The organism is Reyranella sp. (assembly GCF_965279465.1).
GTDB lineage: Bacteria > Pseudomonadota > Alphaproteobacteria > Reyranellales > Reyranellaceae > Reyranella.
In genome coordinates this window covers 3846323-3869809 of record NZ_OZ257242.1, presented here as the reverse complement: position 1 = coordinate 3869809, position 23487 = coordinate 3846323, and the positions used below count along the sequence as shown (strand labels likewise).

The following is a 23487-nucleotide window of genomic DNA, read 5'->3' as shown; positions in this document are numbered from 1 at the left end:
GTCATGATCCCTCTTTATTGCGGTCGAGCTCGTTGCGCTCGAACAGGCCCATCGACCAGGCCTTGTGGATGGCGATCAGCGGCAACCAGGCCGCCAAGACCCAGAGCCACCACGGATACCGGCTGGTGAACAGCGCATTGGCGGCGATCAGCACCAGCAAGGCGAACAGCGCCACGATCAGATGCAGACGCACGAACCGTGCCCGGCGCATCCGCTCTTCCGGCGACAGGCTCATGGCGCCCCATCACAACGGAACGTTGCCATGCTTGCGCCACGGATTGTCGAGCTTCTTGGTTTCAAGGGTTTTCAGCGCCCTGCAGATTCGCCGGCGCGTGCCGTGCGGCATGATCACGTCGTCAATGAAGCCGCGATTGGCGGCGACGAACGGATTGGCGAACTTCTGCCGGTATTCCTCGGTGCGGGCCGCGATCTTGGCGGCGTCGCCGATGTCGGAGCGGAAGATGATCTCGACCGCGCCCTTGGCTCCCATCACAGCGATCTCCGCGCCCGGCCAGGCATAGTTCACGTCGCCGCGCAGGTGCTTGGACGCCATCACGTCGTAGGCGCCGCCGTAGGCCTTGCGGGTGATGACGGTGACCTTGGGCACCGTCGCCTCGGCATAGGCGTAGAGCAGCTTGGCGCCGTGCTTGATGATCCCGCCGAATTCCTGCGTCGTGCCCGGCAGGAATCCTGGCACGTCGACGAAGGTGACGATCGGGATGTTGAAAGCGTCGCAGAAGCGCACGAAGCGTGCGCCCTTGCGGCTTGAATCGATGTCGAGGCAGCCGGCCAGCACCATCGGCTGGTTGGCGACGAAGCCCACCGTGCGGCCGTTCATGCGACCGAAGCCGACCACGATGTTGCCGGCCCATTCGGGCGACAGCTCGAAGAAATCGCCCTCGTCGACAACCTTCAGGATCAGCTCCTTGATGTCGTACGGCTTGTTGGGATTGTCCGGCACCAGCGTGTCGAGCGAGAAGTCGTCGCGGTCGATCGGATCGTGCGTCGGCCGGACTGCCGCCTTCTCCCGGTTGCTCGACGGCAGGAAGTCGACGAAACGGCGAAGCTGCAGGAGAGCCTCGACGTCGTTCTCGAACGCCAGATCGGCAACACCGGATTTCTGCGTGTGGGTGAGCGCGCCGCCCAGCTCTTCCTGGGTCACCGTCTCGTGCGTCACGGTCTTCACCACGTCGGGACCGGTGACGAACATGTAGGAGCTGTCCTTCACCATGAAGATGAAGTCGGTCATGGCCGGCGAATAGACCGCGCCGCCGGCGCAGGGCCCCATGACCATCGAAATCTGCGGGATCACACCCGAGGCCATCACGTTGAGCTGGAACACGTCGGCATAGCCCGCCAGCGAATCGACACCCTCCTGGATGCGTGCGCCACCCGAATCGTTGATACCGAGCACCGGCGCCCCGACCTTCATGGCGGTATCCATCACCTTGCAGATCTTGGCGGCATGCATCCCCGAGAGGGCACCGCCGAACACGGTGAAATCCTGGCTGAAGACATAGACCAGCTTGCCGTTGACCGTGCCGTGGCCGGTCACCACGCCGTCGCCCGGGATCTTCTGGTTTTCCATGCCGAAGTCGGTCGAGCGGTGCTCGACGAACATGTCGAGCTCCTCGAAAGAGCCCGGATCGAGCAGCACGTCGAGGCGCTCGCGCGCCGTCAGCTTGCCCTTGGCGTGCTGCGCGTCGATGCGGCGCTGCCCGCCGCCCACCCGCGCGGCCGCCCGGCGCCGCTCCAGCTCTTCCAACATCTTCTGCATTCAGTCACTCCGGCCTTCGAAGTCCGTTTTCGGGCATCAGGCTCAATAAATCCAGCCCCCGTCAGGCGCGGCACGCCCAATATGTCGTGCATCCGCCTGCAAGAACCACACCGAGCGCGCTGCCGGCGTGAGGTTCTTCGCTGCGCTCAGGACTACAAATTCGAGGATTGGGCATCAGCAATATGTCGTCCTGAGCGAAGCGAAGGACCTCACAGACCGATCAGACACGGGCCGATGTTATGAAGGGGGCATTAGATCCCTCCATTCGGGATTCATGGAGCGAACCAGCTCGTTCTTGCGTTCACGACGCCACCCCTTCAGCTGCTTTTCGCGCGCTATCGCGTCCGTCGGATTGTCGTACTCTTCGGCATAGACCAAGCGGGTGACGCGATACTTCTTCACAAATTCGCTTCCGCTACCGTTCCGATGTTCCCACACACGCTTTTCGAGATCGTTCGTAACGCCGATGTACATCGCGTTGCCCGATCCGCTGGCCAGAGCGTAGACCCAGCATTGGCGGTCAGTCATTCGGATTAGGCTACACCGAGTATGCGGTTGGCGTGAGGTCCTTCGCTGCGCTCAGGACGACGGATTCGAGTGGAGCATACACAGGAATCAGTCGTCCTGAGCGCAGCGAAGGACCTCGCAGATCTTCAGCGCAGGAACCGCTTCTCGTCGTCCTTCACCTTGGCCATGCCTTGCAGATCGAAAACGTCCTCGACCGTAGCGATCTCCGATTCCACGCCGTGAATTCCGCCGTCCTTGCGGATCCGGGCGAAGGTCCTGCGCATCGCGCCGACGGACGCGCGCACAGCATGATTGCCCCAGATCAGCAGGCCGATCTTCTTCAGCTCCCGGACCCGCGCCACCGTCATCTGTGGATAGGCGGTCGGCACCAGCGCGATCGGCGCCTTGCCGTCCCATGTTTTCACGAAGGCTTCGATCTCGTCGGGTGTCTTCTGCTTGGAATGGACCAGTATCATGTCGGCGCCGGCCGCCTCGTAAGCCCGCGCCCGCTTCAGCGCCTCTTCCTGGCCGAGGCCAGCGATCAGCGCCTCCGTGCGCGCCACGATCACGAAGTCCTTGTCCTTGCGCACGGTACGCGCAGCTTCGATCTTGCCCTGGAATTCCTCGATGCGGACCATGTCCTGCCGGCCGCCGGCGATCAGGCTGGTGACCTTGGGGAAGCTCTTGTCTTCCATGACGATCGCGGCGGCGCCCGCGCGCTCGTACTGCTCGACGGCGTAGAGCACGTTGATCGCGTTGCCGAAGCCGGTGTCGATGTCGGCGACCACCGGAATGCCCGAGCGCTCGGCCATGGCGCGCGTCATGTCGAGATGCTGCGTCATCGACACGACGCTCACATCCGGCACGCCGTACATCGCCGACAGCTCGAAGCCCGATGCCCAGATCGCGTCGAACCCCGCCTCGGCGGCCAGCATGGCCGAGAGCGGGCTGTGCGCCGCCATGGCCTCGACGAGGCCGTTCTTCGCCAGGATCTCCCGGAACCTGCTGCCCGCACCCATGATCATCCTTTCAGCCGTCCATCGCCGAGCAGCGCGAGGAACCGCGCGCCGGCCTCGATGTCGCGACGAATGTTCTCGTGCCGCTGCGTTGCGGTCGGGTCGCTGCCCCAGCGCTCGAGCTGATAGAGCTCGTCGAGCTGGGCCGCGGCGAACGCCTTGTCCGCCGGCAGATGTCCTTCCGAAATCGCGAGCGCGATCACGACCGAACCGGCGATGTGCGTGAGATTGTAGAGCGCCGACAACGCCAGGTCGTCGTGCGCGGCAACGGCTTTGCGCAGAGCGGCCAACGCCCTGTGGGGCTGCGTCACGAAGGTCGTTCCGGCCGCCACGGCAAGCTCGGACCCGTAGCGCTCCGCGGCCCAGTCGAGCAGCGGCTGCCACGTGTCGATCTGAAGCTGAACGAGACTGTCGGGCGCCGTCGCGCGATAGCACAGCATGTCGGAGGCTGCGTACTTCGCGGTGTCGTCGATCACGCGCGCGCGCTGGCCGGGAACGCGATCGATGCCGGTGGCGGCAAGGCGCGTCAGCGGCAGGTGGGAGACGTTGAGTTCTGCCTTTTCCGGCACGTCGCGCCATTCCGCGGCGATGGCCTGGGCAAGCGGTTCGGTGGGCGCGACCAGCACCGCCTTGGCCGGCGTACGCATCGGCTTGCCGTCCAGCAGCACGCGAAAGCCGCCATCGCCGGCATCGACCGCCGCATCCTTGTAAAAGCGCTTCATTGGCGAACGGCTTACACGCCGATGCCGGCCGGGGACAAGACCTCCGTCGTCCCGACCGGAGCCGAGCGCAGCGAGGCGGAGTGGAGGGACCTGTTCATGGTGCTGGCGATGACATGAACAGGTCCCTCGGCTGCGCTCGGGACGACGGGTCCGTCAGCCCTACTCCGTGTGCCGACGCTGCGCCGGGGTCTGGCCTTGTGCCCGCCGGTTCTGACGCTCGCGATCGCCCGTCGGGGTCGGAAGCTGCGCGCGCAGGCCGGGCCTCATGCCGTCGACCCGGGGCGCCATGACGGCGCAGGCGTTGGCGTTGGGCTGGCGGGCGCTCTGGTTCAGGGTCCCCGTCAGGCTGGGCACGACACCGCCCCCGATCAGAAGCTTGCCGAGTCCCGGCTCGGGCGCGCCGGCGGCCGGGCGGCCGGTGCCGCCCTTGATTCGCAGCGGAGAAGCGAGCTGAGCGCCTGGCCCGTCGCGCGCCTCGGGCACGACGATGAACTCCCAGCCCTCGTTGCGCAGCGAGACGTAACCGCCGCCGATCCAGGTCGCGCGCGGCGTGTCGAACACCAGCCGCCGCAGGTTGGCGACGCCGCCACTCACCTCGAAGCGCCCGGCGAGGCAATTGAAGCCCGCGCCGTTGTCGCTCGCATTCAGCAGGCGCAACGATTCGGCCGGCCAGCCCGCCAATCCGTCGGCCGGCCAGACGCCCTTGCCGACCCCGAACTCGATCACGCCGCTGGCGCTGTTGAGCGCGCCGCCCGCGCTGCGGCCGCCGCCGCGCAGCCGCAGGTCGAGGTCGCCCACGGCGTCCTTGAGGCCGAGATCGAGGCCCAGCAGGGCGCCGAGATCGGCCATCGACACCTTGCTCGCGGTGGCCGTGAGCGTCGTCTGCCCGGCTCGGCCCGTGGGATCGAAGACGAGGTCGAAACTCACCGAGCCACTGCCCACCGAGGCCGCGCCACGGAAGGCGAAGCGCTTTTCCGTGGAGGACAAGGTCACCGAACCGTTGGTGATCTTGGCCGACAGCCCGGTCATCTCGCCGACGCGCGCCGTCACCGAGACCGTCTCACGGCCGAGCCAGCTTGCCTGGAGCTGGGCGGTCGGCAGGAAGCGACGTGGTGGCGGCGGCGTGCCGGGGTTGGGTGCCGACGCAGGCGCCGCGCGCAACCCGCCAAGGTCGATCTTCGCGGCGTCGATGTTCACCGAGGCGACGGGCGTGCCGCTGCGGTCGGCGCGGAACAGCGCCTCGCCGCTCAGGTCGGAGGCACCGACCTTGAGCGACGGCACCTCGACCTTGAGGCCGTTACGCTGGGTGCCGACCTTCGCAGTCAGCGCATAGGGGCCGCCCGACGGCAGCGGCAGGCGGATATAGGGACCGAAGACTGCGACATCCGGGCCCTCGCTCGTGACCTGCAGGGCGGTGCCCTTGGTGCCGACGCTGCCCTTGATCGCGATCTTGCCGCCGCCGTAACCGCCCTGAACATCGATGTTGCCCGGCAAGCCCCGCATCCAGCCATCGAATGAACCCAGCGTCCCGGTCAGCTCGAGCGGCGTCGCCTGCGGCGCGCTGAGGCTCGCGTCCATCTGCAGCGGCTGGTTGGGCGCGGTCGACTTGAAGCTGCCGCGCGCCACATTGAGCACGACCGACGGCCTGCCGGCGCCTTCGGAGATCGTCAGCACCGAATCGCGGACCTCGATCGTGCCGATCCACGGGAAGGCCGGAGTGCTGCGCAGGCGAAGCGAGCGATTCTCGCCGGCGTGCGGCCCCGAACCATCGGGCGGCGGCAGCATCTCGAGGTTGGTGTCGCCCACCTCGTTACGCTCTATGGTGATGTCGGCGCCTTCGAGCAGCACCTTGCCGACTTTCGCCTCACCGAGGAGCAGCGAGAAGGGATCGAGATACATCGTGAGGCGGCGGACGCGGGCAAGCTCGGGGCGCGATGCCCACGGCGCGTTGGAGAGCGTCACGCCTTCGGCGACCAGCGCCGGCTCGCGCCCGAACTTCACAGACAGTGGAACACGCGCGGCGATCTCGCGGCCGGTTACCTTGCGGATCTGCTCGGTGAGGCGCGCCTGATAGCGCGAGAGGTCGCGCGTGCTGAGCCACAGGATGATTCCCGCCGCCACGACCGGCACCAGGATGACCGCCGCCCAAATAACCCGCCGCCAGGGAATGCGCATCTGCCCCGGTTCTCGTTCAATCGCCCGTCGTCGAGAAGCCGAATGCCTCGACGGTGCGGCGGAAGTGAGGCGGCAGCTCGGCCTGCACGCTCAGCGTGCCCCTGCCCGACGGGTGCGGCAGCGTAATGCGCCGCGCGTGGAGATGAAGCCGGCGCGAGTCGGCAACGGCCGACAGCAGCGCTTCCTCGCCGCCGTACTTGCGGTCGCCGAGGATCGGGCAGCCGATCTCGGCGCAATGGACGCGGAGCTGATGGGTGCGGCCGGTGCGCGGCCAAAGCGCCAGCAGCGCGGCACGGCTGGCGGCGCGGTCCATGATCCTGAAATGGGTGAGCGCCTTCTGCCCCTCCTCGTGATCGACCTGCATGGTCTCGCGATCGCGCGCGCCCGGCCGCTTGGCGAGCGGCAGCTCGATCGCGCCCTCGGGCCGCGGCGGCACGCCGACCACGACCGCCCAGTAGAGCTTCTCGGTCTCGCGGTCGCGGAACGACTCGGACAGCCGCTTCGCCGCCTGTCCGGTGCGCGCGATCAGCAGCAGGCCGGAGGTGTCCTTGTCGAGCCGATGGACCAGCCGCGGCCGCTCCTCGAAGCCGAAGCGCAGCGCGTCGAGCATGCCGTCGACATGGCGCTCGGTGCCCGAGCCGCCCTGCACCGCGAGGCCCGACGGCTTGTCGAGCGCAATCACCCAGTCGTCGCGATGGATCACCAGGCGCTGGATCTCCTGCGCGTCGCGATCGGACACCAGCGGCCGGGGCTTGGTGATGACGGCGGCCGTCGGCTTGGGCGGCGGCACGGTAACGCCGGGCGGCAGGCGCACGGTCTGTCCGGGCTCGACCCGGTCCTTGCCCTCGACCCGGCGGCCGTCGATGCGAACCTGGCCGGTACGCAGCAGCTTCTGCAGCGCGCCATGCGTCAGCTCGGGAAAATGGCGCTGGAACCAGCGATCCAGCCGCAAACCCGCTTCGTCGCCGGAAACCGCGCGCGTCTGGACGGGGCCGCGAACTTCGCTCATGGCGCCGAACCTAAGGGACAAGCTAAAAAGCGTCCATGGAATCGGTGTCGTTCGACACGCTGACGTTCGATCATCCGGCCGCGTCCCGGCCGGCGCGCGTATCGGGCACGCTGCATCTGCCGATGCAGGCGGCACCGCCTTTTTCGTGCATGGTGCTGCTGACCAGCAGCGCCGGCGTGCAGCGCCATCGCGAGCATTATTATGCACAGGCCCTCAACGAGGCGGGCATCGCGGCGCTGATCGTCGACAGCTTCACCGGCCGCGGCGTGCGCCGCACGGTGGCTGATCAAACCCTTGTATCGGGCGCGCAGATGGAGGGCGATGCCTTCGCGGCGCTCGCGCTGCTGCGTTCCGATCCGCGAATCGACCCGCAGCGGATCGGGGTGATGGGAGTCTCCAAGGGCGGCGTCGCCACGCTGAACGCCGCGATCGCCGTGCGCCAGCTCTGGCGGCGGGGCTTCGCCGAGGTCTTCGACCTGCATGTCGCGATCTGCCCCGGCGCCACCGCCCAGCATCGCGATCCGACCACCCACGGCCGGCCGATCTATTTCATGCTGGCCGGGCGCGACGACTACACGCCGGCACCGCTCGCGGTCGACTATGCCGAGCGCATGCGCGCGGCGGGCAACGGCCGCATCCGGGTCAAGATCTACAGCGGCGCTCATCACGGCTGGGAATCGATCGGGCCGGTGTTCGACATCAAGGACGCCGAGAACTGGTCCTGCTGCACGAATTTCATCGAGAACGACGGCAACCACTACGTGGTCGCCGCCGACCGCGCCATGCCCGAACCGGAGTACCAGGCGTGGGCGCGCCGTCATTGCGTCACCCGGGGGGCCCGGGCCGGCGGCGGCACGGCGGAATTGAAGGCTCGGGCGACCGCCGATCTGCTGGCCTTTCTCGGCAGCCATGGCTTCGGCGTGGCAAAACAGCCACAGGCTTCGGCGATTCCGTCCGGAAATATCGTCTCGGCGTGAGTCGCAGGTCCGCTGCGGCTAGAATCGCCTTGTGAATCGCCGCACTTTCCTGGGCGCCTCGATGGCGCTCGTCACTCCCCTCCTCGGGGCCTCCCCTGCTTTTGCCGACGAGCCGCTGTGGACCGGATCGCGGGTTGCCGAGGCGCGCACGGCGGCGCTCGTGGCGGCGATCCGCGCCGCCGGCGACCATGGGCTCAATCCCGACTGGTACGGCGCCAACGTGCTCGACAACGCCGTTGCCGCCGGCAACGAGAAGGTGCTGAGCGACGTCTTCGCCGCCTATGCCAGCGAGGTTTCGACCGGCCGGGTCAATGCCAACCGGGTCGACAAGGACATCGACATCCAGCAGCGCAAGGTCTCGCGTGCCGACCTGCTGAAGGCCGCTGCCGAGGCGCCCGACTTCGCCGCCTGGCTGGCGGGGCTGCCGCCGAAAGGCGACTACCCGGCGCTGCAGAAGCTGCTGGCGGAGCTGCGGGCCAGGCGGGCAACGGAAGCTTACACGCCGCTGCCGAGCGGCAGCGGGCTGAAGCCCAACATGATCGACCCAAGAGTGCCGATTCTGCGGACGCGCCTGGCCGAGCTCGGCTTCACGGTACCGCCGGCTGGTGCCGTCGCCGAGTTGTACGACGAACCGCTCGTCGCCCTGGTCAAGACGTATCAGGAAACGAAGGGCCTGACGGTGGACGGCGTGATCGGCCACAACACGACGCGCTCGCTCAACACCTCGATCGACGACCGCATCCAGCAGGTGATCGCCAACCTCGAGCGCCGGCGCTGGCTGGCCGAGGACCTCGGCCGGCGCTACGTGCTGGTCAATGCCGGCGACTACTCGATGGTGTTCGTCAACGGCGGGCAGAAGGTGTTCGAGAGCCTGGTGATCGTCGGCACGCCGAAGGATCCGACACCCGAGATCCAGTCGGTGATGCGCGGCTTCCGGACCAATCCGCACTGGACCGTGCCGCAGTCGATCTCGGGCGAGGAATATCTGCCGATGCTGCGGCGCGACCCCTACGCGCTCCAGAACAACGGCTTCAAGATCTTCTCGAGCTGGAGCGACAACGATTCGGAGATCGATCCGGGCACCGTCGACTGGAGCTCGATCAACCCCAAGGCCTTCCCCTTCCGCATCCGCCAGGAGCCGGGCGCCGGCAATGCGCTGGGCTACATCTTCTTCCCGTTCCAGAACAACTACGGGATCTACATGCACGACACGGCCACGCGCTGGCTGTTCACCGAGGGCAGCCGGAATTTCAGCCACGGCTGCATCCGCCTGCAGAACCCGCTCGACTTCGTGCAGAAGGTGTTCGCCGGAAAGCCGGGTTTCGACAAGGGCAAGGTGCAGCAGGTGATCAACGCCGGCGAGCAGCAGCACTACAGCTTCCCCGAGCCGGTGACGCTCTACGTGACCTACCGCACCGTCACCGTCGGCACCGACGGCACGCCGGTCTTCCGCGACGACGTCTACGGCCGCGACAAGCGCGTCGTGGCCGCGATGGCCAAGCCGCGGAGCTGACGTCGCTGGGAGCGCGGCTCTCCAGAGCCGCTCTTCCTTCGAATTGACAGATCCCATGAGCGGCTCTGGAGAGCCGCGCTCCCAGCGGAAGACGCTACCGCGCCTTCTTCTCGCGCAGCTTCTTCCAGTAGTCGAGGCGCTTGACGATCTCGCGTTCGAAGCCGCGTTCGACCGGCTGGTAATATTCCTCGCGCGCCATGCCGTCGGGGAAGTAGTTCTGGCCGGAGAAGCCGTCCTCGGCGTTATGATCGTACTGGTAGCCACTGCCGTAACCGATGGTCTTCATGAGCTTGGTCGGCGCGTTCAGGATGTGCATCGGCGGCGTCAGCGAGCCGTATTGCTTGGCCGAGCGCTTGGCGGCGCCGAAGGCGACGTAGCCTGCGTTCGATTTCGGCGCGGTGCCGAGATAGATCACGGCCTGGGCGATCGCGAGCTCGCCCTCGGGCGAGCCGAGCCGGTCGTAGGTATCCCACGCCGCCAGCGTCTGGGTCAGCGCGTTGGGATCGGCCATGCCGATGTCCTCGACGGCGAAGCGCACCAGCCGGCGGGCGATGTATTTCGGGTCCTCGCCGCCGTCGAGCATGCGCGCAAAATAGTAGAGCGCGGCATCGACGTCGGAGCCGCGCAGGGACTTGTGCAGCGCGCTGATCAGGTTGTAGTGCGCTTCCTGCGCCTTGTCGTAGAGCGGCGCGCGCTTCTGCAGCAGCGTCGCCAGCCGCTCCGGCGGCACCGGCCCCTTCTCCTTGAGCTGCGCCAGCTGCTCGGCCAGCATGATCAGGTACCGGCCGTCGCCGTCGGCCATGGCGAACAACGCCTGGCGGCCCTGCTCATCGACCGGCAGCGTCTTGCCGAGCGCGGCCTCGGCGCGCTCCAGCACGGTGCCGAGCGCGGCATCGTCGAGCCGGCGCAGCACCAGCACCTGGCAGCGCGACAGCAGCGCGGCGTTGAGCTCGAACGACGGGTTCTCGGTCGTGGCGCCGACCAGCGTCACCGTGCCGTCCTCGACGTACGGCAGGAAGCCGTCCTGCTGGGCGCGGTTGAAACGGTGGATCTCGTCGACGAATAGCAGCGTGCCCTTGCCGTCGTTGCGGCGCTTGCGGGCGGCCTCGAAGATCCTGCGCAGGTCGGCGACGCCCGAGAACACCGCCGACAGGGGCTCGAAATGCAGGTCGACCGCCTCGGCGAGCAGCCGCGCGATCGTCGTCTTGCCGCAGCCCGGCGGCCCCCACAGGATCAGCGAGGAGAGCTTGCGCACCGCCAGCATGCGGCCGAGCGGCCCGTCCGGCCCGAGCAGGTGGTCCTGGCCGAGGACGTCCTTGATTGTCCTGGGCCGCAGGCGCTCGGCCAGCGGCGTCGGGGCGAGAGCGGCGAACAGCTCGGCCATCCGCGCGGACCCGTCAGCGGAACTGGATGGTCGAGACCATGCCTTCGCGGCCGACGCTCATGTTCGACACGCCTTTGGCGATGCGCGCCTTGAGGTCCGCCACGCTCTTGACCTCCTGGCCGTTTATCGCGGTCACCATGTCGCCCGGCCGCAGGAAGCGCGCCGCATAGGAACCCTGCTGCACCTCGACCACCGCGACGCCGTTGCGCCATTCGCTGACGCCCATTTCATCGGCCACCGCCGGCGACATGTTGACCACCGTCGCGCCGGACAGCGGCTGGCGGCCGTCGAGCTGCGAGCGCTCGCGCGGCGGGTCCTCGGGCGGGGCGGCCAGCGGCACGTCGAGCATCACTTCCTTGCCGCCGCGGATCACCTTCACCGGCACGACGTCGCCGACCGCGAGCGTGGCGAGGCGAAAGCGCAGGCTCGCCTCGTCGTCGATCGGCTGCTCGCGCATCGCCACGATCACGTCGTTGCGCTTGAAGCCGGCCTTCTCGCCCGGCCCTTTGGCATATACATCCTTCACGATGAGACCCGCCGGCCGCGGCAGGTTCAGGCCGGCAGCGAGGTCGGCCGTCACCCGCTGCATCGAGATGCCGAGCCACGGCCGGACGATCCGCCCGCCCGCCTCGCCGGTGGCGACGATGCGCGAAACGATGTTCGAGGGCGTAGCGAAGCCGATGCCGACCGAGCCGCCGGTCTGCGAGTAGATCGCGGTGTTGATGCCGATCAGCCGCCCGTCGAGGCTGACCAGGGCGCCGCCCGAGTTGCCCGGGTTGATCGCGGCATCGGTCTGGATGAAGAAGCTCGAATCGTTGATCCCGCCGGCCGAGCGGGCCAGCGCCGAGATGATGCCGCTGGTCACGGTCTGGTTGAGGCCGAACGGATTGCCGATCGCCAGCACGACATCGCCGACCTCAATGGAGTCAGAATCGCGCATCTGCACGAAGGGGAATTTCTCGCCGCCGGTGTCGATGCGCAGCAGGGCGAGATCGTAGCGCTCGTCGGTCGTCACCAACGTGGCGTCGAACTCGCGCCGGTCGGCCAGCACGACCCGGATCTCGTCGGCGCCCTTGACCACGTGGGCGTTGGTGACGATCAACCCGTCCGCCTTGACCAGCACGCCCGAGCCCAGCGAATTCTGCACCCGCTGGCCATCCTGCGGCATGCCGGGGAAGGGAAACGGCAGGCGGCGCTGCACCCGCGCCGTGGTCGTGGTGTAGATGTTCACCACCGCCGGCGACACCTTCTTCACCAGCGGCGCGAAGGAATAGGAGAGCTCGGCGCGGCTGTTGGGCAGGGCCTGAGCCGTGACCTGCCGGGGCGCCGCCACGACCAGCGCGCCCGCCGTCAGCATCAATCCCACGATCGCCCGCCGCATCTTGCCTCCACCTCTGTCCGCCTGGTTCCGTCTGGCTGGCATATGCATTGCAGCGGCAACCGGCAAGCCATCAAATATGGGGAGCGCTCGCCGTGAAGATAACCCGTCGTACCGTCCTTGCCGCCGCCGCCTCGACCCTCGCCGTCCCGGCTGTCCCAAGGACCGGTTGGGCGAGCCCCGGCTGGCCGACCAAGGGCACCATCCGCCTGATCGCCACCTTCCCGCCGGGCGGCACCGCCGACACCATCTCGCGCATCCTGGCGCCCAAGCTGTCGGCCGCGCTGGGCACCCAGGTGGTGGTCGAGAACAAGCCGGGCGCAGGCGGCACGATCGGCTCGGATCTCGCGGCCAAGGCCCCGGCAGACGGCTACACGCTGGTGATCTCGCATGCCTCGCCGTTGGGCATCGCGCCCGGAATCTACCCGAAATTGCCCTACGACGTGGTCAAGGACTTCAGCCACATCAGCCTGATCGGCCACACGCCCAACGTCCTGATCGTGCCGGCCGCCTCGCCCTACAAGACACTGGCCGACTACATCGCGGCCGCCAGGGCCAGGCCGGACGACGTCGCCTTCGGCAGCTCAGGCATCGGCTCCAACACCCATCTGATGGGCGAGCTGCTCTCGGGCCTTGCGGGCGTGAAGCTGAAGCATGTGCCTTACAAGGGCTCGGCGCCGTCGCTGCAGGACATGCTGGCCGGCGCCATCCCCTCGATGTTCGACCCGATCACCACCAACGTGCCGCACATCAACGCGGGCAAGGTGCGGGTGCTGGCAATCAGCTCGGCAACGCGCATTGCGATGTATCCCGACATGCCGACCTTCGCCGAGCAGGGCTTCCCGCAAATGACGACCTCGACCTGGGTCGGAGTCTCGGGCCCCAAGGGCCTCGCGCCCGAGGTCGTGGCCAGGATCTACGACGAGCTGCAGAAGGCCTACAAGGCGCCCGACGTGACGGAGCGCTTCAAGGAGGTCGTGCTGCTGCCTGAGGACAAGGCGATGACCCCGGCCGAATACGCAAGGTTCGTCGGCGACTTCGCCGCGATCTGGACCAAGGTCAGCAAGACCGCCGGCATCTCGCTCGAACTCGGCTGAGCGCTTCTCCTCTTGCTGGGAGCGCGCCCAGAGGCGCGCTCCCAGCCATGAGTGGCCCGTTCAGCCGCAGCGCGAGTAGCCGCAGTTGAGGCAGATGTCGCAGCCTTCCTGGTGGGTCAGCGCCGCGGCGCCGCAGTTCGGGCACTGGCCCATCTTGCCGCCAGGCCCGCCCGACGATCCGTCGATCGGCTCGCGGGCGCCTGCAGCAAGCTTGACCCGCTGTTCGGCGGCTTCAGCGATGCGCGGCGACTCGGCCGGGCTCAGGAACCCGATCTCGACCAGGTGGCGCTCGATCACGCCGCCGATCGCGGCCAGCAGAGACGGCACGTAGCGTCCCTCCATCCACTGCCCGCCACGCGGGTCGAACACCGCCTTCAGCTCCTCGACCACGAACGACACGTCGCCGCCGCGGCGGAACACCGCCGAGATCATGCGCGTCAGCGCCACAGTCCAGGCGTAGTGCTCCATGTTCTTGGAGTTGATGAAGATCTCGAACGGCCGGCAGCGGCCGTCCTGCACCACGTCGTTGATCGTGATGTAGATCGCATGGTCGCTGCCCGGCCATTTGATCTTGTAGGTCTTGCCCGGCAGGTCCTCCGGCCGGTCGAGCGGTTGGGCGATGTAGACGACGCTGTCCTTCGCCTCGAACGGCACAATCGCCTGGGCAGGCCGCGCCGGCTCGGCCGGCTTCACCTCCAGCACCGCGCCGGTCACGTCGTTCGGGCGGTAGGTCGTGCAGCCCTTGCAGCCCTCGGCATAGGCCTGCTCGTAGACATGCTTGAAGGCCTCGAAGGAGATGTCCTTGGGCAGGTTGATTGTCTTGGAAATCGAGCTGTCGACGTAATCCTGCGCCGCCGCCTGCATCGCGAGATGGTCGGCGGGCGTCAGCGTCTGGGCATCGACGAACACGTCGGCCGGCGGCTCGGCCGAGCCCTTGAGGCTACGCCACAGGCGGAAGGCGTGATCCTCGACGCTCTCCTCGCGCCTCGAGCCGTCGGGTTGCAGCACATGTCGGACGAAATTGAACGCAAAGACGGGCTCGATGCCCGACGAGACGTTGTTGGCCAGCAGGGAAATCGTGCCCGTCGGCGCAACGGAATTCAGCAGCGCATTGCGTATGCCGTAGCGGCCGATGGCCTCGCGAACGTCGTCCGGCAGCGCCTTGATCGTCTCGCCCGACAGATAGCGCGCCCGGTCGTAGAGCGGGAAACTCCCCTTCTCCGCCGCGATGTCGCTCGAGGCGAGATAGGAGAAGCGCTGCACCGCGCCCAGCCACTCCCGCGTCAACCGCACGGCCTCGGCCGAACCGTACCGTACGCCACAGAGGATCAGCGCATCGGCCAGTCCCGTGACACCGAGACCGATGCGGCGCTTGGCCTTGGCCTCCTCGTCCTGCTGCGGCAGCGGGAAGCGCGACACGTCGACCACGTTGTCGAGCATGCGCACGGCGAGCGGCACCAGCCGCTCCAGCGCCTCCATGTCGAGCCTGGCCTGCGGGGTGAACGGATCCTTCACCAGCGCGCCGAGATTGATCGACCCGAGCAGGCACGCCCCGTATGGAGGAAGTGGCTGTTCACCACACGGGTTCGTTGCCTGGATCGTCTCGCAATAGCGCAGGTTGTTCCGCCGGTTTACGCGGTCGATGAAGATCACGCCCGGCTCGGCGCAGTCGTAGGTCGCGCGCATGATGCGCTCCCACAGCGTCCTGGCCTTCACCGTCTTGAAGACCTTGCCACCGAACACGAGGTTCCAGTCAAGGTCGTCCTTCACCGCCGCCATGAAGGCGTCAGTGACCAGCACGGAGACGTTGAACATGCGCAGCCGCGCCGGGTCGCGCTTGGCGTCGACGAAGGCCTCGATGTCGGGATGGTCGCAGCGCAGGGTCGCCATCATCGCGCCGCGCCGGCTGCCCGCGCTCATGATGGTGCGGCACATCGCGTCCCAGACGTCCATGAACGACAGCGGCCCGGACGCGTCGGCGCCGACGCCCATCACCGGCGCTCCCATCGGCCGCAGGGTCGAGAAGTCGTGCCCGATGCCGCCGCCCTGCTGCATGGTGAGCGCGGCTTCCTTCACGTTCTGGAAGATGCCCGCCATGTCGTCCGGGATGGTGCCCATGACGAAGCAGTTGAACAGCGTGACGCTGCGGCCGGTGCCAGCGCCGGCGATGACCCGTCCGGCCGGCAGGAACTTGAAATCCTGCAGCGCTTCGTGGAAGCGGCTGGCCCAGGTCTCGGGATCGCGCTCAGGCACGGCGAGCGCCCGCGCGACCCGCCACCACGTGCCGTCGAGGTCGGCATCGCCACCCCCTGAAGGGTCGCGAAACCGGTATTTCATATCCCAGATACGTTGGGAAATCGGCGCCCAGTCCATCAGCAGAAGGTAAGCGAGCGCCGGGATATCAACAAGAGAGAGTTCTTTTTTTGTTCACAGCCGGGAAAGACGTATCGTGGCGCCTTCGATGCTGTCCTGCAGGGTTTCCATGAATGCCTCGCGACGCAGCCCCGGTGCGATCGGCGGCAGCACCTCGAGCGTGATCGTGCCGGGCCGCTTGATCCACTTCCGGCGCCCCCAGAACAGGCCCGAGTTGAGCGCCATGGGCACCACCGGCACGCCGAGCTGGCGATACAGCGCGGCCGTGCCGACCTGATACGGCCGCCGATCGCCCGGCGCCACCCTCGTCCCCTCGGGGAAGATCACGATCGAGCGGCCGTCGGCGATTGCCGCCTTGGCCTGCTTGACCAGGCCGCGCAGGGCGGCGGCACCGTCGCCGCGGGCGACGGCGATATTGCCGGCCCGGGCCATCGCCCAGCCGACGATAGGAATGAACAGCAGCTCGCGCTTCAGGACGATCGCGATGTCGGCGAACAGCAGCGTGAAGGCCATCGTCTCCCAGGTCGACTGGTGCTTGCAGGCGATGATGACCGGCCCGGCCGGCAGGTTCTCCAGTCCCGTCACCCGGTGCGTGAGGCCGCAGGTGACGCGCAGCCACCACAGCACGAAGACGATCCAGGCCCGGGCCCACCCGACCACCACACGGCGCGGCGCGAGCAGGAGCGGCGCTCCTGCCAAGGCAAACAGCACCGAACCCAGGTACCAGCCGACATTGAAGGCGAGCGAACGCAGCCAGAGACCGAGGCTTCCCATGCTTGTCGGACCAGTATTGGTGGCTTAATGTTGGACATCAAGCTCATCTGGTGGGGCCGCTCCGGTTAGTCATGGTTGTCACCTGTCCCAATTGTGGATCGCGCTACGCCGTCGATCCTCTGGCGATCGGTCCGGCCGGGCGCACGGTCCAGTGCGCGCGCTGCGACCATCGCTGGTTCCACAAGGTGGAGGGCGCTGCGCCTCTGCCCGATGCGGCGACCCGCCCAGCGAGCGTCGGCACCGTGGCCGCGCTGCCTGCCGTGATTCCGCCCAAGCCCGAGTTCGCCTGGCGCCGCGCGGTCGCCATCGCCGCCGTCGTCGTGGTGCTGGCGGCCGCCACGCTGTTTGCCTTCCGCCGCGAGATTTCAACCATGATGTCGTACGAGGCGCGGGCCTCGACGCCGATCCAGGTGACTGCCGCGTCCGTGCCGCCACCTCCATCGGCGACGGCAACTCAATCGCCGGCCCCTGCCGCACCACCATCGCCGCCGTCGGTCATCCTCACCACGGCCAACAATGGCGGCCCCGCCGCGCGTTCGGCCCGGCCGCCTCAGGTCGAGGTCGCCCGACCGAACATCGAGGTCGATCTTGCGTTCAGCAAGATCGACGTGGTCGACGGCCGCTATGTCGTGCGCGGACAGCTCGTGAATAACGGCAAGGCGGCGGGCTCGACGACGCTGCTGCGCCTCACCTTCAAGAAGAACGAGGAGGTGCTGGGCGAGCGCTCCTTCCCGATGGTCGAGGGACCGCTGCCACCGGGCGGCCGCACGAGCTTCAGCCAGGCCCTCGACGATCCGCCGTCGGGCACGACCGATATCGTGCCGGCCGTCGAATGAGCGCGCCGATGCCCGACCGTCCCACCGTCTCGATCCGCTTCTCCGCTGCCGAGATCGCCACCCGGGTCGAGGAGATGGCGGTCGAACTGGCCGAGAAGCTGCCGCCCGACACGCTCGTGGTCTCGGTGCTGAAGGGCAGCTTCGTGTTCGCCGCCGACCTGATCCGGGCACTGAGCCATGCCGGCGCCAATTGGTCGATGGATTTCCTGACGCTGTCCAGTTACGGCACTGGCACTCAGACGACCGGCTCGGTCCGCATCGTGCGCGACATCGTCGACGACGTGCGCGGGCGCGACGTGCTGCTGGTCGATGACATCCTGGAATCGGGCTATACGCTCAGCTTCGCCAAGAACCTGCTGTCGGAGCGCGGCGCCAATCGCGTGTGGATCTGCACCCTGCTCGACAAGCCGGAAAAGCGGCGTGTCCCGCTGCAGGCCGATTTCGTCGGCTTCCGGGCCGGCGACGAGTTCCTGGTCGGCTACGGCCTCGACTGGGCCCACCGCTTCCGCGGCCTGCCCTACATCGGCGTGGTGGAGAAGCCGGCGGCGTGACCACGTCCGTCATTGACATGCCTCCCCCGATCATTAGATCATTACGTATATCATTATAATGGAGATGGCATGGCCAGCGTGGTGACCATCAATCGTCCCGACGTCGTGGCACTCATAGAAAAGGCCGCCGAAGCGATGACGGGCGGCAACAAGACCGAGCTGGTGGCCACTGCCGTACGCCGTCTGCTCGATGAGGCGGCACGTACGAAGCCTCTGTTTGGAGCACACCCGGGATCGGTGAAAATTCGAAGCGACATCGACCTCACCCAACCGGTGATCGATCCGCAGACGGACGCGGAGAGTGGGCGGGAAATTCGTCGGTGACCGATCTGCTGCTCGACACGCATATCGCCCTATGGCTCGACAGCGGCGACGAGAAGCTCGGCACGACGTCGCGGCGAACCATCGAATCGGCTTGGAATGGGGGAGGCCGCCTGTTCTTCAGTGCCGTCAGCGCATGGGAAATCGCGGTCCTCGTGGACAAGGAACTCATCGAACTCGATCTGCCGGTGGCAGCGTGGGTCGATCGGTTCGTCGGCAGACCGGGGCTTGAGGCGCTACCGCTCGATCACAGAGCCGCCACCCTCGCCTATAATCTGGGGAATCTCGACCATCGAGATCCTGCCGACCGCCTGTTGATTGCCAGCGCCATTGGCCTGGATTGCCCACTCGTCACACATGACGACCGCATCCGCCGGTTTGCGAAGGGCCACGGAAAACAATTGGGCTTCGCGGTCGCCTGATAGGTAGATTCGGCACAAGGGGGGGGGCCGAGCCACCGCCCAAGTTAGTAGTCATAAGGCGCCGGCAAAGACGGCGCAGGCGGAGCGTATGTTCGGGGGGAAGTTGGATTTCTTGCTTCGACTATATATGCACAAGAACTTTTCGAAGCTGAAGACCCAACGCGGCCGATAGGGCTCGCTCCTGCCCGGGAGTCGTATCGCCAATATTTGGGTTCATGGCTTGAAGAACAAAGCGACCGAATGCAGCCGGCCAAACATAGTGAAGATCATTCAGCGAGGTGTGCGAGCTGCAACAAGGCGTCTGAACTGCCAGGTCGCTGAACGACTCGCTGCCGGCACGTTCGATGGCATCCATCCACCAAGGCTCGGCGTCCGCTCCACAAACCGGGCATTGAACTCCCTCCCAATTCCCTGCGGGATCAAAGAACACTGTATGCTCCTTGAATTCCGCGGTGACCTCATTGGCTTCGGGAGCATAGGACTTGAACAACTGAACTGCCCTGTCCGCGGCTTCCTTTGTCGGTTGGGCCTGTGGATCGGCGGGCACGAACTGTATCCAGTTATCAGACATTCTTGTCTCCCCAATGAGTATCGCTGCTCTTTGCCACACAGTTGAATTGTTGGAGGCAATTTCTTTCGAGCGCAATAGGCCCTGAAACAACAATCTATAGTTGTATCGTCTGCATGCCGCATTGCGCCTGACGGCGCATTTGCGAGGTGTCCCCCTGACCAGCAGGGGGCCCCGCCCGCCCTCAGATCCTGAACTTGAAGACGGCGTGGGTGCCTTTGGGGACGGGCTCGTACTCGACGGTCGTCTGGAGATTGCCGGCCATCGCGGTAATGACCCGGGTGCCGAGGCCCGTGCCCTGGGCAGCACCAGTCCCTTTCCAGCCGACGCCGTCGTCCTCGACAGCGATGGTCAGCAGGCCGTCCGCCGCGCGCCGCAGCACGACCCGGATCTCGCCGCGGCTGCCTTCCGGATAGGCGTATTTGTAGGCGTTGGTCATCAGCTCGGTGACGATCACGCCGATCGACACCGCCTTGTCGGTCGGCACTTTCACGTCGGCGTCTGCCTGCAGCACCACGACGTTCTTCTTGTCGGCCCCCTTGTCGGCGACGTCGATCGCGGCACTGAGCTCGTCGACCAGGCTCATCAGGTACGAGCCGAGCTCGACCACGCGCACGTCCGAGGAGGTGTAGAGTCGGCGATGGATGCCGGCGACCGCCATGATGCGGGCCTGCATCTCCTGCAAGGCGCTGCGTGCCGAGGCATCGGTCACGGCATTCGCCTGCAGGCGCGCCAGCGAGGCGACCAGCGCCAGCGAGTTGGCGACCCGGTGGTTCACCTCGTGCAGCAGCAGTTCGGCACGGTCCCTGGCCTCGCGAATGGCGCGCTGCGCCTCCTCGGCCTCGCGCTTCAGCCGGACCTGGGCGAGCGCGGACTGGATCGCCTCACCCATAAGCTCACGGAAATGGCCCTGCACATCCTTCCAGACATAGTCGGCAGCCCCGGCCTTGAGGGCCGCAACGGCGACGCGCGCATCCTCGGAGCCGGTGACATAGATCACCGGCGTGTCGCCCGAGACGCGGCGCAGACGCGGCATCACGTCGAGGCCGGTCTCGCTCGCCAGATTATGATCGAGGGCGATGGCGTCGAAGCCTTCGCGCGCCAGCAGCGCGATACCTGTCTCGCCGTCCGGCACGTGCGTGACCGCGATTCCGCGCGGCGCCAGGGCACGCTCGACCAGCCGGCCGATGCCCGGGTCGTCATCGATATAAAGGACGCGCACGGCCGCCATGTCGGTCCATCCCGGATCAATCGCTGCCATATCAATCGGTAATGGGCACCTGCATCACCGACAGGAACAGGCCGAGCTGCTGAATGGCGTTGGCGAAGCTCTCGTAGTTGACCGGCTTGGTGATGTAGACGTTGGCACCGAGGTCGTAGCAGCGCTTGATCTCGCGCTCGTCGTCGGTGGTGGTGAGGATGATCACCGGCGAGCGCCTGGTGTGCTTGTTCGCCTTGACCTTCACGAGGATGTCGACGCCGGTCATATCGGGCAGGTTGAGATCGAGGAGGATCAGCATCGAGCGGCTGGCGCTCTCCTCGCCCGAGCCGTCGGCACCCAGCAGGTAGTTGAGCCCGTCAGTCCCGTTGCGGAACGACGTGATCGTGTTGTTGACGCCGGCGCGGCGGATGTTGCGCTCGATCAGGCGGGCGTGGCCCTCGTCGTCCTCGATCATGACGATCGAAACGGGATGTGCATTCATTTCGTCACCTCGAGACTTATGTGAGAATCGCCGACCCGCAGTCGCAGGGGAAGGTCGATCTGGAAGGTCGAGCCGCGTCCGAGCTCGGAGCGGACGGAAATGTCGCCGCCCAGCCGGCGCGCCAGCGCGCGGACATGGGCCAGGCCGATGCCCTCTCCCGGGCGGTCCTGCGCGCCGGCGCGGCGGAACAGCTCGAAGATGCGCTCGCGGTCCTGCTCGGCGATGCCGCGGCCGTTATCGCTGACGGCGATGCCGATCCGGCCGGGCGACTGGCTGACGACGATGGCGATGCGGCCCGGCCGGTCGCGCGCCAGGTACTTCACCGCATTGTCGACCACGTTACCCACCACCTGCTCGAGCGCCAGCCGGTCGGAAACTATGACCGGCGCCTTGTCGGGCACGGTGAGGGTAGCACCGGCCTCGTCGAGCTGGTGCTGCACCGAGGCCGCGGTGGCGGCGAACAGCTTGACGAGGTCGACCGGCTCGGGATTGAGCTCGCGCCGTCCCTCGCGCGACAACTTCAGGATGGCGTTGATCAGCGTGTCCATCCGGCCGGTCGAGGCGCGGATGAAGCGGATCGCCTCGGGAATGTCCTCCAGCGCAGCCGTCTTCGCCCTGTCGGCCTGCATTGCGTCACCCTCGAGATAGCGCTTCAGCGCCTCGGCGCCGACCTCGAGCTCGCTGGTAAAGCCCATGATGTTGACCAGCGGCGAGCGCAGATCGTGGCTCACGATGTAGGCGAAGCGCTGGATCTCCTCGTTGGCGCGGGTAAGCGAGGTCGTTCGCTCGGCGACCCGCTCCTCGAGCGAGGCGTTGGCAAGCTGCAGCTCGTGCCGTGCCGCGACGAGCTGGGCGGTGTACTGCACCACGACCCAGGCGGCGCCTGCGCCGAACAGCACGATCAGCAGGGCACCCACTCCGGAAACCCAGAGCAGCAGCCGGCTCGCCAGGGTGAGGTCGGCGAGCCGTTGGAACACCCGGCCCTCGGCCTCGGCGATCAGCCCGCCCAGGGTCGTGCGGATCCGGTCCATCGCGATCTTGCCGCGATCGGTCTTGACCAGCGCCAGCGCCTCGTCCCGCCGGCCGGCCTTCGTGAGGTCGACCGTCTCCGCGAGTTCCGACAGCTTGTCCTCGATCCCCGTCTTGAGCTGCACCAGCCGCTCATCCGGCCGGTCCTGCTGGAGATAGAGCCCGCTCAGGGTCGCGAGTCCTTCCCGGATGGTCGGCAACGAGGCGGTGTAGGGCTCGAGATAGCGGGTCTCGCCAGTCAGCAGGTAGCCGCGCTGCCCGGTCTCGGCATCGAGCAGCGCGGTCTGGATCACGCCGGCGACCATGCGCACGTCGCGCTCGCGAATGACCTCCTCGGTATGCGCGCCGGTGCGCGCCGTCAGCCAGCCGGCAGCGGCGACGATGACGAGCAGGGCCAGCACGCCCAGAAAGAGCAACGTGACGGTGCGCCGGGCGAAGGCTGAGCTGAAGAGCGGCATGAAAAGGAAAACGAGGGAGCGTCGCGCATCATAGCGCAGACGATACTGCTTGCAATTCAAGGGGTTATGTACGGTGCCGTACACTATTGCGCGTTGCAACCGTATTGCCCCTGTCGGCGTTTTTTCGCCATGATATTTCCCAGCCTGACCGAGGCCGAGCGTGCGGCGCTCGAAGAGATGGCGGTGCATGGACCCAGTCGCACGGTCTCCGTGCCCATTCGAGGCCGGCTCGCGCTCTACAAGCTGATCGACGAGACGCCGGAAGGCTGGAGCATCACGGAACTCGGCCGCCAGTGCCTGCAGGCGCCGACGCCGGCCGTGGAGTCCACGTCCACTCAGAAAAAGGGAGCGTCCCGTTCGGGCGAGAGCGGGCGCCACTACGGCAAGAAAATCCGCGACACGTCCTGGTTCGGCTGAGGGTGGCAGAGAAAAGCCCGCCCCGCGGGGGAGCGTCGGGGCGGGCTTCTACTCTACAAAACCACGGTTGCTCACATCCCGTGTAGACCTTCAACGCGGCAGAGCCGCCGACTGTTCCCGGTTCTTGCGTCCCAGTCCTAAATGTCGCATGTCAGCATGATGGCGCTCGGTACCCCGCGCATGACCTTCGGCGAGCTGGCCCGCGAGCAGCTCGAGATCGAGGTCACCTGCCCCAACTGCGGCCATCGCCGTCTGATCGACGGCAATACCCCGGCACTGCGCGACCGCAAGGTGGCCGGCGCGCGCTTCCGCTGCAAGCGGTGCGGCTCCGTCGGCCTGCCTTCGCTCGGCAAGCAGCGGCTGTGGGCGGCCAGACTCGCCGAGCACGCCCGCAAGCTGCGCTGAGCCCGGCTCATCGGAGCTCGACAAATCCCTCCCTGCGGCTGCGCGGGAAGGCGGTGCGACAGTCCGCGACGAAGG

Annotated in this window: 24 protein-coding genes; 9 read left to right on the top strand and 15 right to left on the bottom strand. The window is 67.0% G+C overall.

Translation table 11 applies throughout. The features are described from left to right. Position 1 precedes the first annotated feature (1 nt). The 7 genes from ACQY8M_RS18945 to ACQY8M_RS18915 all read right to left on the bottom strand — a co-directional run bounded on the left by ACQY8M_RS18945 (position 2) and on the right by ACQY8M_RS18915 (position 7206). Positions 2-235, bottom strand: a complete 234-nt coding sequence (locus tag ACQY8M_RS18945; protein ID WP_428675036.1) for a hypothetical protein — start codon at positions 233-235, stop codon at positions 2-4. A gap of 9 nt (positions 236-244) precedes the next feature. Further along, the gene (locus ACQY8M_RS18940; protein WP_428675034.1) at positions 245-1777 is read right to left on the bottom strand and encodes an acyl-CoA carboxylase subunit beta; all 1533 of its coding nucleotides are present in this window, start codon (positions 1775-1777) and stop codon (positions 245-247) included. 237 nt (positions 1778-2014) lie between these two features. Further along, positions 2015-2305: a GIY-YIG nuclease family protein gene (locus tag ACQY8M_RS18935; protein ID WP_428675032.1), complete on the bottom strand. Its 291-nt coding sequence runs from the start codon at positions 2303-2305 to the stop codon at positions 2015-2017. A gap of 125 nt (positions 2306-2430) precedes the next feature. Continuing rightward, complete coding sequence (locus tag ACQY8M_RS18930; protein ID WP_428675030.1) at positions 2431-3303, bottom strand: phosphonopyruvate hydrolase; 873 nt, start codon at positions 3301-3303, stop codon at positions 2431-2433. A gap of 2 nt (positions 3304-3305) precedes the next feature. Beyond that, entirely contained in the window at positions 3306-4022 is a 717-nt protein-coding gene (locus tag ACQY8M_RS18925) for an ATP12 family chaperone protein (RefSeq protein WP_428675028.1), read from the bottom strand. A 159-nt stretch (positions 4023-4181) separates the two neighbouring features. Beyond that, positions 4182-6197, bottom strand: coding sequence for an AsmA family protein (locus tag ACQY8M_RS18920; RefSeq protein WP_428675026.1), 2016 nt, complete (start codon positions 6195-6197; stop codon positions 4182-4184). Between the two features lie 16 nt (positions 6198-6213). After that, the gene (locus tag ACQY8M_RS18915) at positions 6214-7206 is read right to left on the bottom strand and encodes an RluA family pseudouridine synthase (RefSeq protein WP_428675024.1); all 993 of its coding nucleotides are present in this window, start codon (positions 7204-7206) and stop codon (positions 6214-6216) included. A gap of 35 nt (positions 7207-7241) precedes the next feature. Between ACQY8M_RS18915 and ACQY8M_RS18910 the strand changes: the two genes are divergently transcribed. Then, on the top strand, positions 7242-8183 hold the full coding sequence (locus tag ACQY8M_RS18910; protein WP_428675022.1) for a dienelactone hydrolase family protein: 942 nt from the start codon (positions 7242-7244) through the stop codon (positions 8181-8183). Between the two features lie 31 nt (positions 8184-8214). Continuing rightward, entirely contained in the window at positions 8215-9696 is a 1482-nt protein-coding gene (locus ACQY8M_RS18905; protein WP_428675020.1) for a L,D-transpeptidase family protein, read from the top strand. A 94-nt stretch (positions 9697-9790) separates the two neighbouring features. Here the strand turns inward: ACQY8M_RS18905 and ACQY8M_RS18900 are convergent, their stop codons facing one another. Continuing rightward, positions 9791-11080, bottom strand: a complete 1290-nt coding sequence (locus ACQY8M_RS18900; RefSeq protein ID WP_428675018.1) for a replication-associated recombination protein A — start codon at positions 11078-11080, stop codon at positions 9791-9793. Between the two features lie 13 nt (positions 11081-11093). Further along, the gene (locus ACQY8M_RS18895; protein ID WP_428675016.1) at positions 11094-12461 is read right to left on the bottom strand and encodes a Do family serine endopeptidase; all 1368 of its coding nucleotides are present in this window, start codon (positions 12459-12461) and stop codon (positions 11094-11096) included. Positions 12462-12553: 92 nt separating this feature from the next. Here ACQY8M_RS18895 and ACQY8M_RS18890 point away from each other — a divergent pair, with 92 nt between their 5' ends. Beyond that, complete coding sequence (locus ACQY8M_RS18890) at positions 12554-13555, top strand: Bug family tripartite tricarboxylate transporter substrate binding protein (protein ID WP_428675014.1); 1002 nt, start codon at positions 12554-12556, stop codon at positions 13553-13555. 60 nt (positions 13556-13615) lie between these two features. On the opposite strand, the gene ACQY8M_RS18885 is transcribed toward ACQY8M_RS18890, so the two are convergent. After that, positions 13616-15892, bottom strand: coding sequence for an adenosylcobalamin-dependent ribonucleoside-diphosphate reductase (locus tag ACQY8M_RS18885; protein WP_428675012.1), 2277 nt, complete (start codon positions 15890-15892; stop codon positions 13616-13618). A gap of 90 nt (positions 15893-15982) precedes the next feature. After that, positions 15983-16702, bottom strand: coding sequence for a lysophospholipid acyltransferase family protein (locus tag ACQY8M_RS18880; protein WP_428675010.1), 720 nt, complete (start codon positions 16700-16702; stop codon positions 15983-15985). A gap of 71 nt (positions 16703-16773) precedes the next feature. On the opposite strand from ACQY8M_RS18880, the gene ACQY8M_RS18875 reads away from it, so the two are divergent. The 4 genes from ACQY8M_RS18875 (at position 16774) to ACQY8M_RS18860 (ending at position 18832) form a co-directional block, all read left to right on the top strand. Next, positions 16774-17538 carry a zinc-ribbon domain-containing protein gene (locus ACQY8M_RS18875; protein WP_428675008.1) on the top strand — a complete coding sequence of 255 codons (765 nt, stop codon included), beginning with the start codon at positions 16774-16776 and terminating at the stop codon, positions 17536-17538. An 8-nt stretch (positions 17539-17546) separates the two neighbouring features. After that, positions 17547-18089 (top strand): hypoxanthine phosphoribosyltransferase, encoded by a 543-nt coding sequence (hpt, locus tag ACQY8M_RS18870; RefSeq protein ID WP_428675006.1) that lies wholly within the window; start codon positions 17547-17549, stop codon positions 18087-18089. Between the two features lie 69 nt (positions 18090-18158). Next, the gene (locus ACQY8M_RS18865) at positions 18159-18413 is read left to right on the top strand and encodes a hypothetical protein (protein WP_428675004.1); all 255 of its coding nucleotides are present in this window, start codon (positions 18159-18161) and stop codon (positions 18411-18413) included. Further along, on the top strand, positions 18410-18832 hold the full coding sequence (locus ACQY8M_RS18860) for a type II toxin-antitoxin system VapC family toxin (protein ID WP_428675002.1): 423 nt from the start codon (positions 18410-18412) through the stop codon (positions 18830-18832). The genes ACQY8M_RS18865 and ACQY8M_RS18860 overlap by 4 nt, the downstream gene beginning before the upstream one ends. A gap of 121 nt (positions 18833-18953) precedes the next feature. On the opposite strand, the gene ACQY8M_RS18855 is transcribed toward ACQY8M_RS18860, so the two are convergent. From ACQY8M_RS18855 to ACQY8M_RS18840, 4 genes are all read right to left on the bottom strand, one after another. Then, a complete protein-coding gene (locus ACQY8M_RS18855) occupies positions 18954-19403 on the bottom strand; it encodes a hypothetical protein (RefSeq protein ID WP_428675000.1) in 450 nt (149 codons plus the stop codon). Positions 19404-19584: 181 nt separating this feature from the next. Then, entirely contained in the window at positions 19585-20631 is a 1047-nt protein-coding gene (locus tag ACQY8M_RS18850; RefSeq protein ID WP_428674998.1) for a sensor histidine kinase, read from the bottom strand. A 31-nt stretch (positions 20632-20662) separates the two neighbouring features. Further along, a complete protein-coding gene (locus tag ACQY8M_RS18845) occupies positions 20663-21103 on the bottom strand; it encodes a response regulator (RefSeq protein WP_428674996.1) in 441 nt (146 codons plus the stop codon). Then, the gene (locus ACQY8M_RS18840) at positions 21100-22590 is read right to left on the bottom strand and encodes a sensor histidine kinase (protein ID WP_428674994.1); all 1491 of its coding nucleotides are present in this window, start codon (positions 22588-22590) and stop codon (positions 21100-21102) included. Before ACQY8M_RS18840 ends, ACQY8M_RS18845 begins: the two co-directional genes overlap by 4 nt. Before the next feature lie 129 nt (positions 22591-22719). On the opposite strand from ACQY8M_RS18840, the gene ACQY8M_RS18835 reads away from it, so the two are divergent. Together ACQY8M_RS18835 and ACQY8M_RS18830 are read left to right on the top strand one after the other, a co-directional pair. Next, positions 22720-23007, top strand: a complete 288-nt coding sequence (locus tag ACQY8M_RS18835; RefSeq protein ID WP_428674992.1) for a hypothetical protein — start codon at positions 22720-22722, stop codon at positions 23005-23007. Between the two features lie 141 nt (positions 23008-23148). Then, complete coding sequence (locus ACQY8M_RS18830) at positions 23149-23412, top strand: hypothetical protein (protein WP_428674990.1); 264 nt, start codon at positions 23149-23151, stop codon at positions 23410-23412. The last annotated feature ends 75 nt before the right edge of the window (positions 23413-23487 follow it).

Excerpts from the sequence above, each read along its gene's own strand:
- ACQY8M_RS18865 (WP_428675004.1), top strand. The coding sequence starts at position 18,159 with ATGGCCAGCGTGGTGACCATCAATCGTCCCGACGTCGTGGCACTCATA.
- ACQY8M_RS18840 (WP_428674994.1), bottom strand. The coding sequence starts at position 22,590 with ATGCCGCTCTTCAGCTCAGCCTTCGCCCGGCGCACCGTCACGTTGCTC.
- ACQY8M_RS18935 (WP_428675032.1), bottom strand. The coding sequence starts at position 2,305 with ATGACTGACCGCCAATGCTGGGTCTACGCTCTGGCCAGCGGATCGGGC.
- ACQY8M_RS18915 (WP_428675024.1), bottom strand. The coding sequence starts at position 7,206 with ATGAGCGAAGTTCGCGGCCCCGTCCAGACGCGCGCGGTTTCCGGCGAC.
- ACQY8M_RS18900 (WP_428675018.1), bottom strand. The coding sequence starts at position 11,080 with ATGGCCGAGCTGTTCGCCGCTCTCGCCCCGACGCCGCTGGCCGAGCGC.
- ACQY8M_RS18940 (WP_428675034.1), bottom strand. The coding sequence starts at position 1,777 with ATGCAGAAGATGTTGGAAGAGCTGGAGCGGCGCCGGGCGGCCGCGCGG.
- ACQY8M_RS18845 (WP_428674996.1), bottom strand. The coding sequence starts at position 21,103 with ATGAATGCACATCCCGTTTCGATCGTCATGATCGAGGACGACGAGGGC.
- ACQY8M_RS18945 (WP_428675036.1), bottom strand. The coding sequence starts at position 235 with ATGAGCCTGTCGCCGGAAGAGCGGATGCGCCGGGCACGGTTCGTGCGT.
- hpt (WP_428675006.1), top strand. The coding sequence starts at position 17,547 with ATGCCCGACCGTCCCACCGTCTCGATCCGCTTCTCCGCTGCCGAGATC.
- ACQY8M_RS18875 (WP_428675008.1), top strand. The coding sequence starts at position 16,774 with ATGGTTGTCACCTGTCCCAATTGTGGATCGCGCTACGCCGTCGATCCT.
- ACQY8M_RS18910 (WP_428675022.1), top strand. The coding sequence starts at position 7,242 with ATGGAATCGGTGTCGTTCGACACGCTGACGTTCGATCATCCGGCCGCG.
- ACQY8M_RS18855 (WP_428675000.1), bottom strand. The coding sequence starts at position 19,403 with ATGTCTGATAACTGGATACAGTTCGTGCCCGCCGATCCACAGGCCCAA.
- ACQY8M_RS18925 (WP_428675028.1), bottom strand. The coding sequence starts at position 4,022 with ATGAAGCGCTTTTACAAGGATGCGGCGGTCGATGCCGGCGATGGCGGC.
- ACQY8M_RS18895 (WP_428675016.1), bottom strand. The coding sequence starts at position 12,461 with ATGCGGCGGGCGATCGTGGGATTGATGCTGACGGCGGGCGCGCTGGTC.
- ACQY8M_RS18835 (WP_428674992.1), top strand. The coding sequence starts at position 22,720 with ATGATATTTCCCAGCCTGACCGAGGCCGAGCGTGCGGCGCTCGAAGAG.
- ACQY8M_RS18880 (WP_428675010.1), bottom strand. The coding sequence starts at position 16,702 with ATGGGAAGCCTCGGTCTCTGGCTGCGTTCGCTCGCCTTCAATGTCGGC.
- ACQY8M_RS18885 (WP_428675012.1), bottom strand. The coding sequence starts at position 15,892 with ATGAAATACCGGTTTCGCGACCCTTCAGGGGGTGGCGATGCCGACCTC.
- ACQY8M_RS18930 (WP_428675030.1), bottom strand. The coding sequence starts at position 3,303 with ATGGGTGCGGGCAGCAGGTTCCGGGAGATCCTGGCGAAGAACGGCCTC.
- ACQY8M_RS18920 (WP_428675026.1), bottom strand. The coding sequence starts at position 6,197 with ATGCGCATTCCCTGGCGGCGGGTTATTTGGGCGGCGGTCATCCTGGTG.
- ACQY8M_RS18830 (WP_428674990.1), top strand. The coding sequence starts at position 23,149 with ATGTCGCATGTCAGCATGATGGCGCTCGGTACCCCGCGCATGACCTTC.
- ACQY8M_RS18850 (WP_428674998.1), bottom strand. The coding sequence starts at position 20,631 with ATGGCGGCCGTGCGCGTCCTTTATATCGATGACGACCCGGGCATCGGC.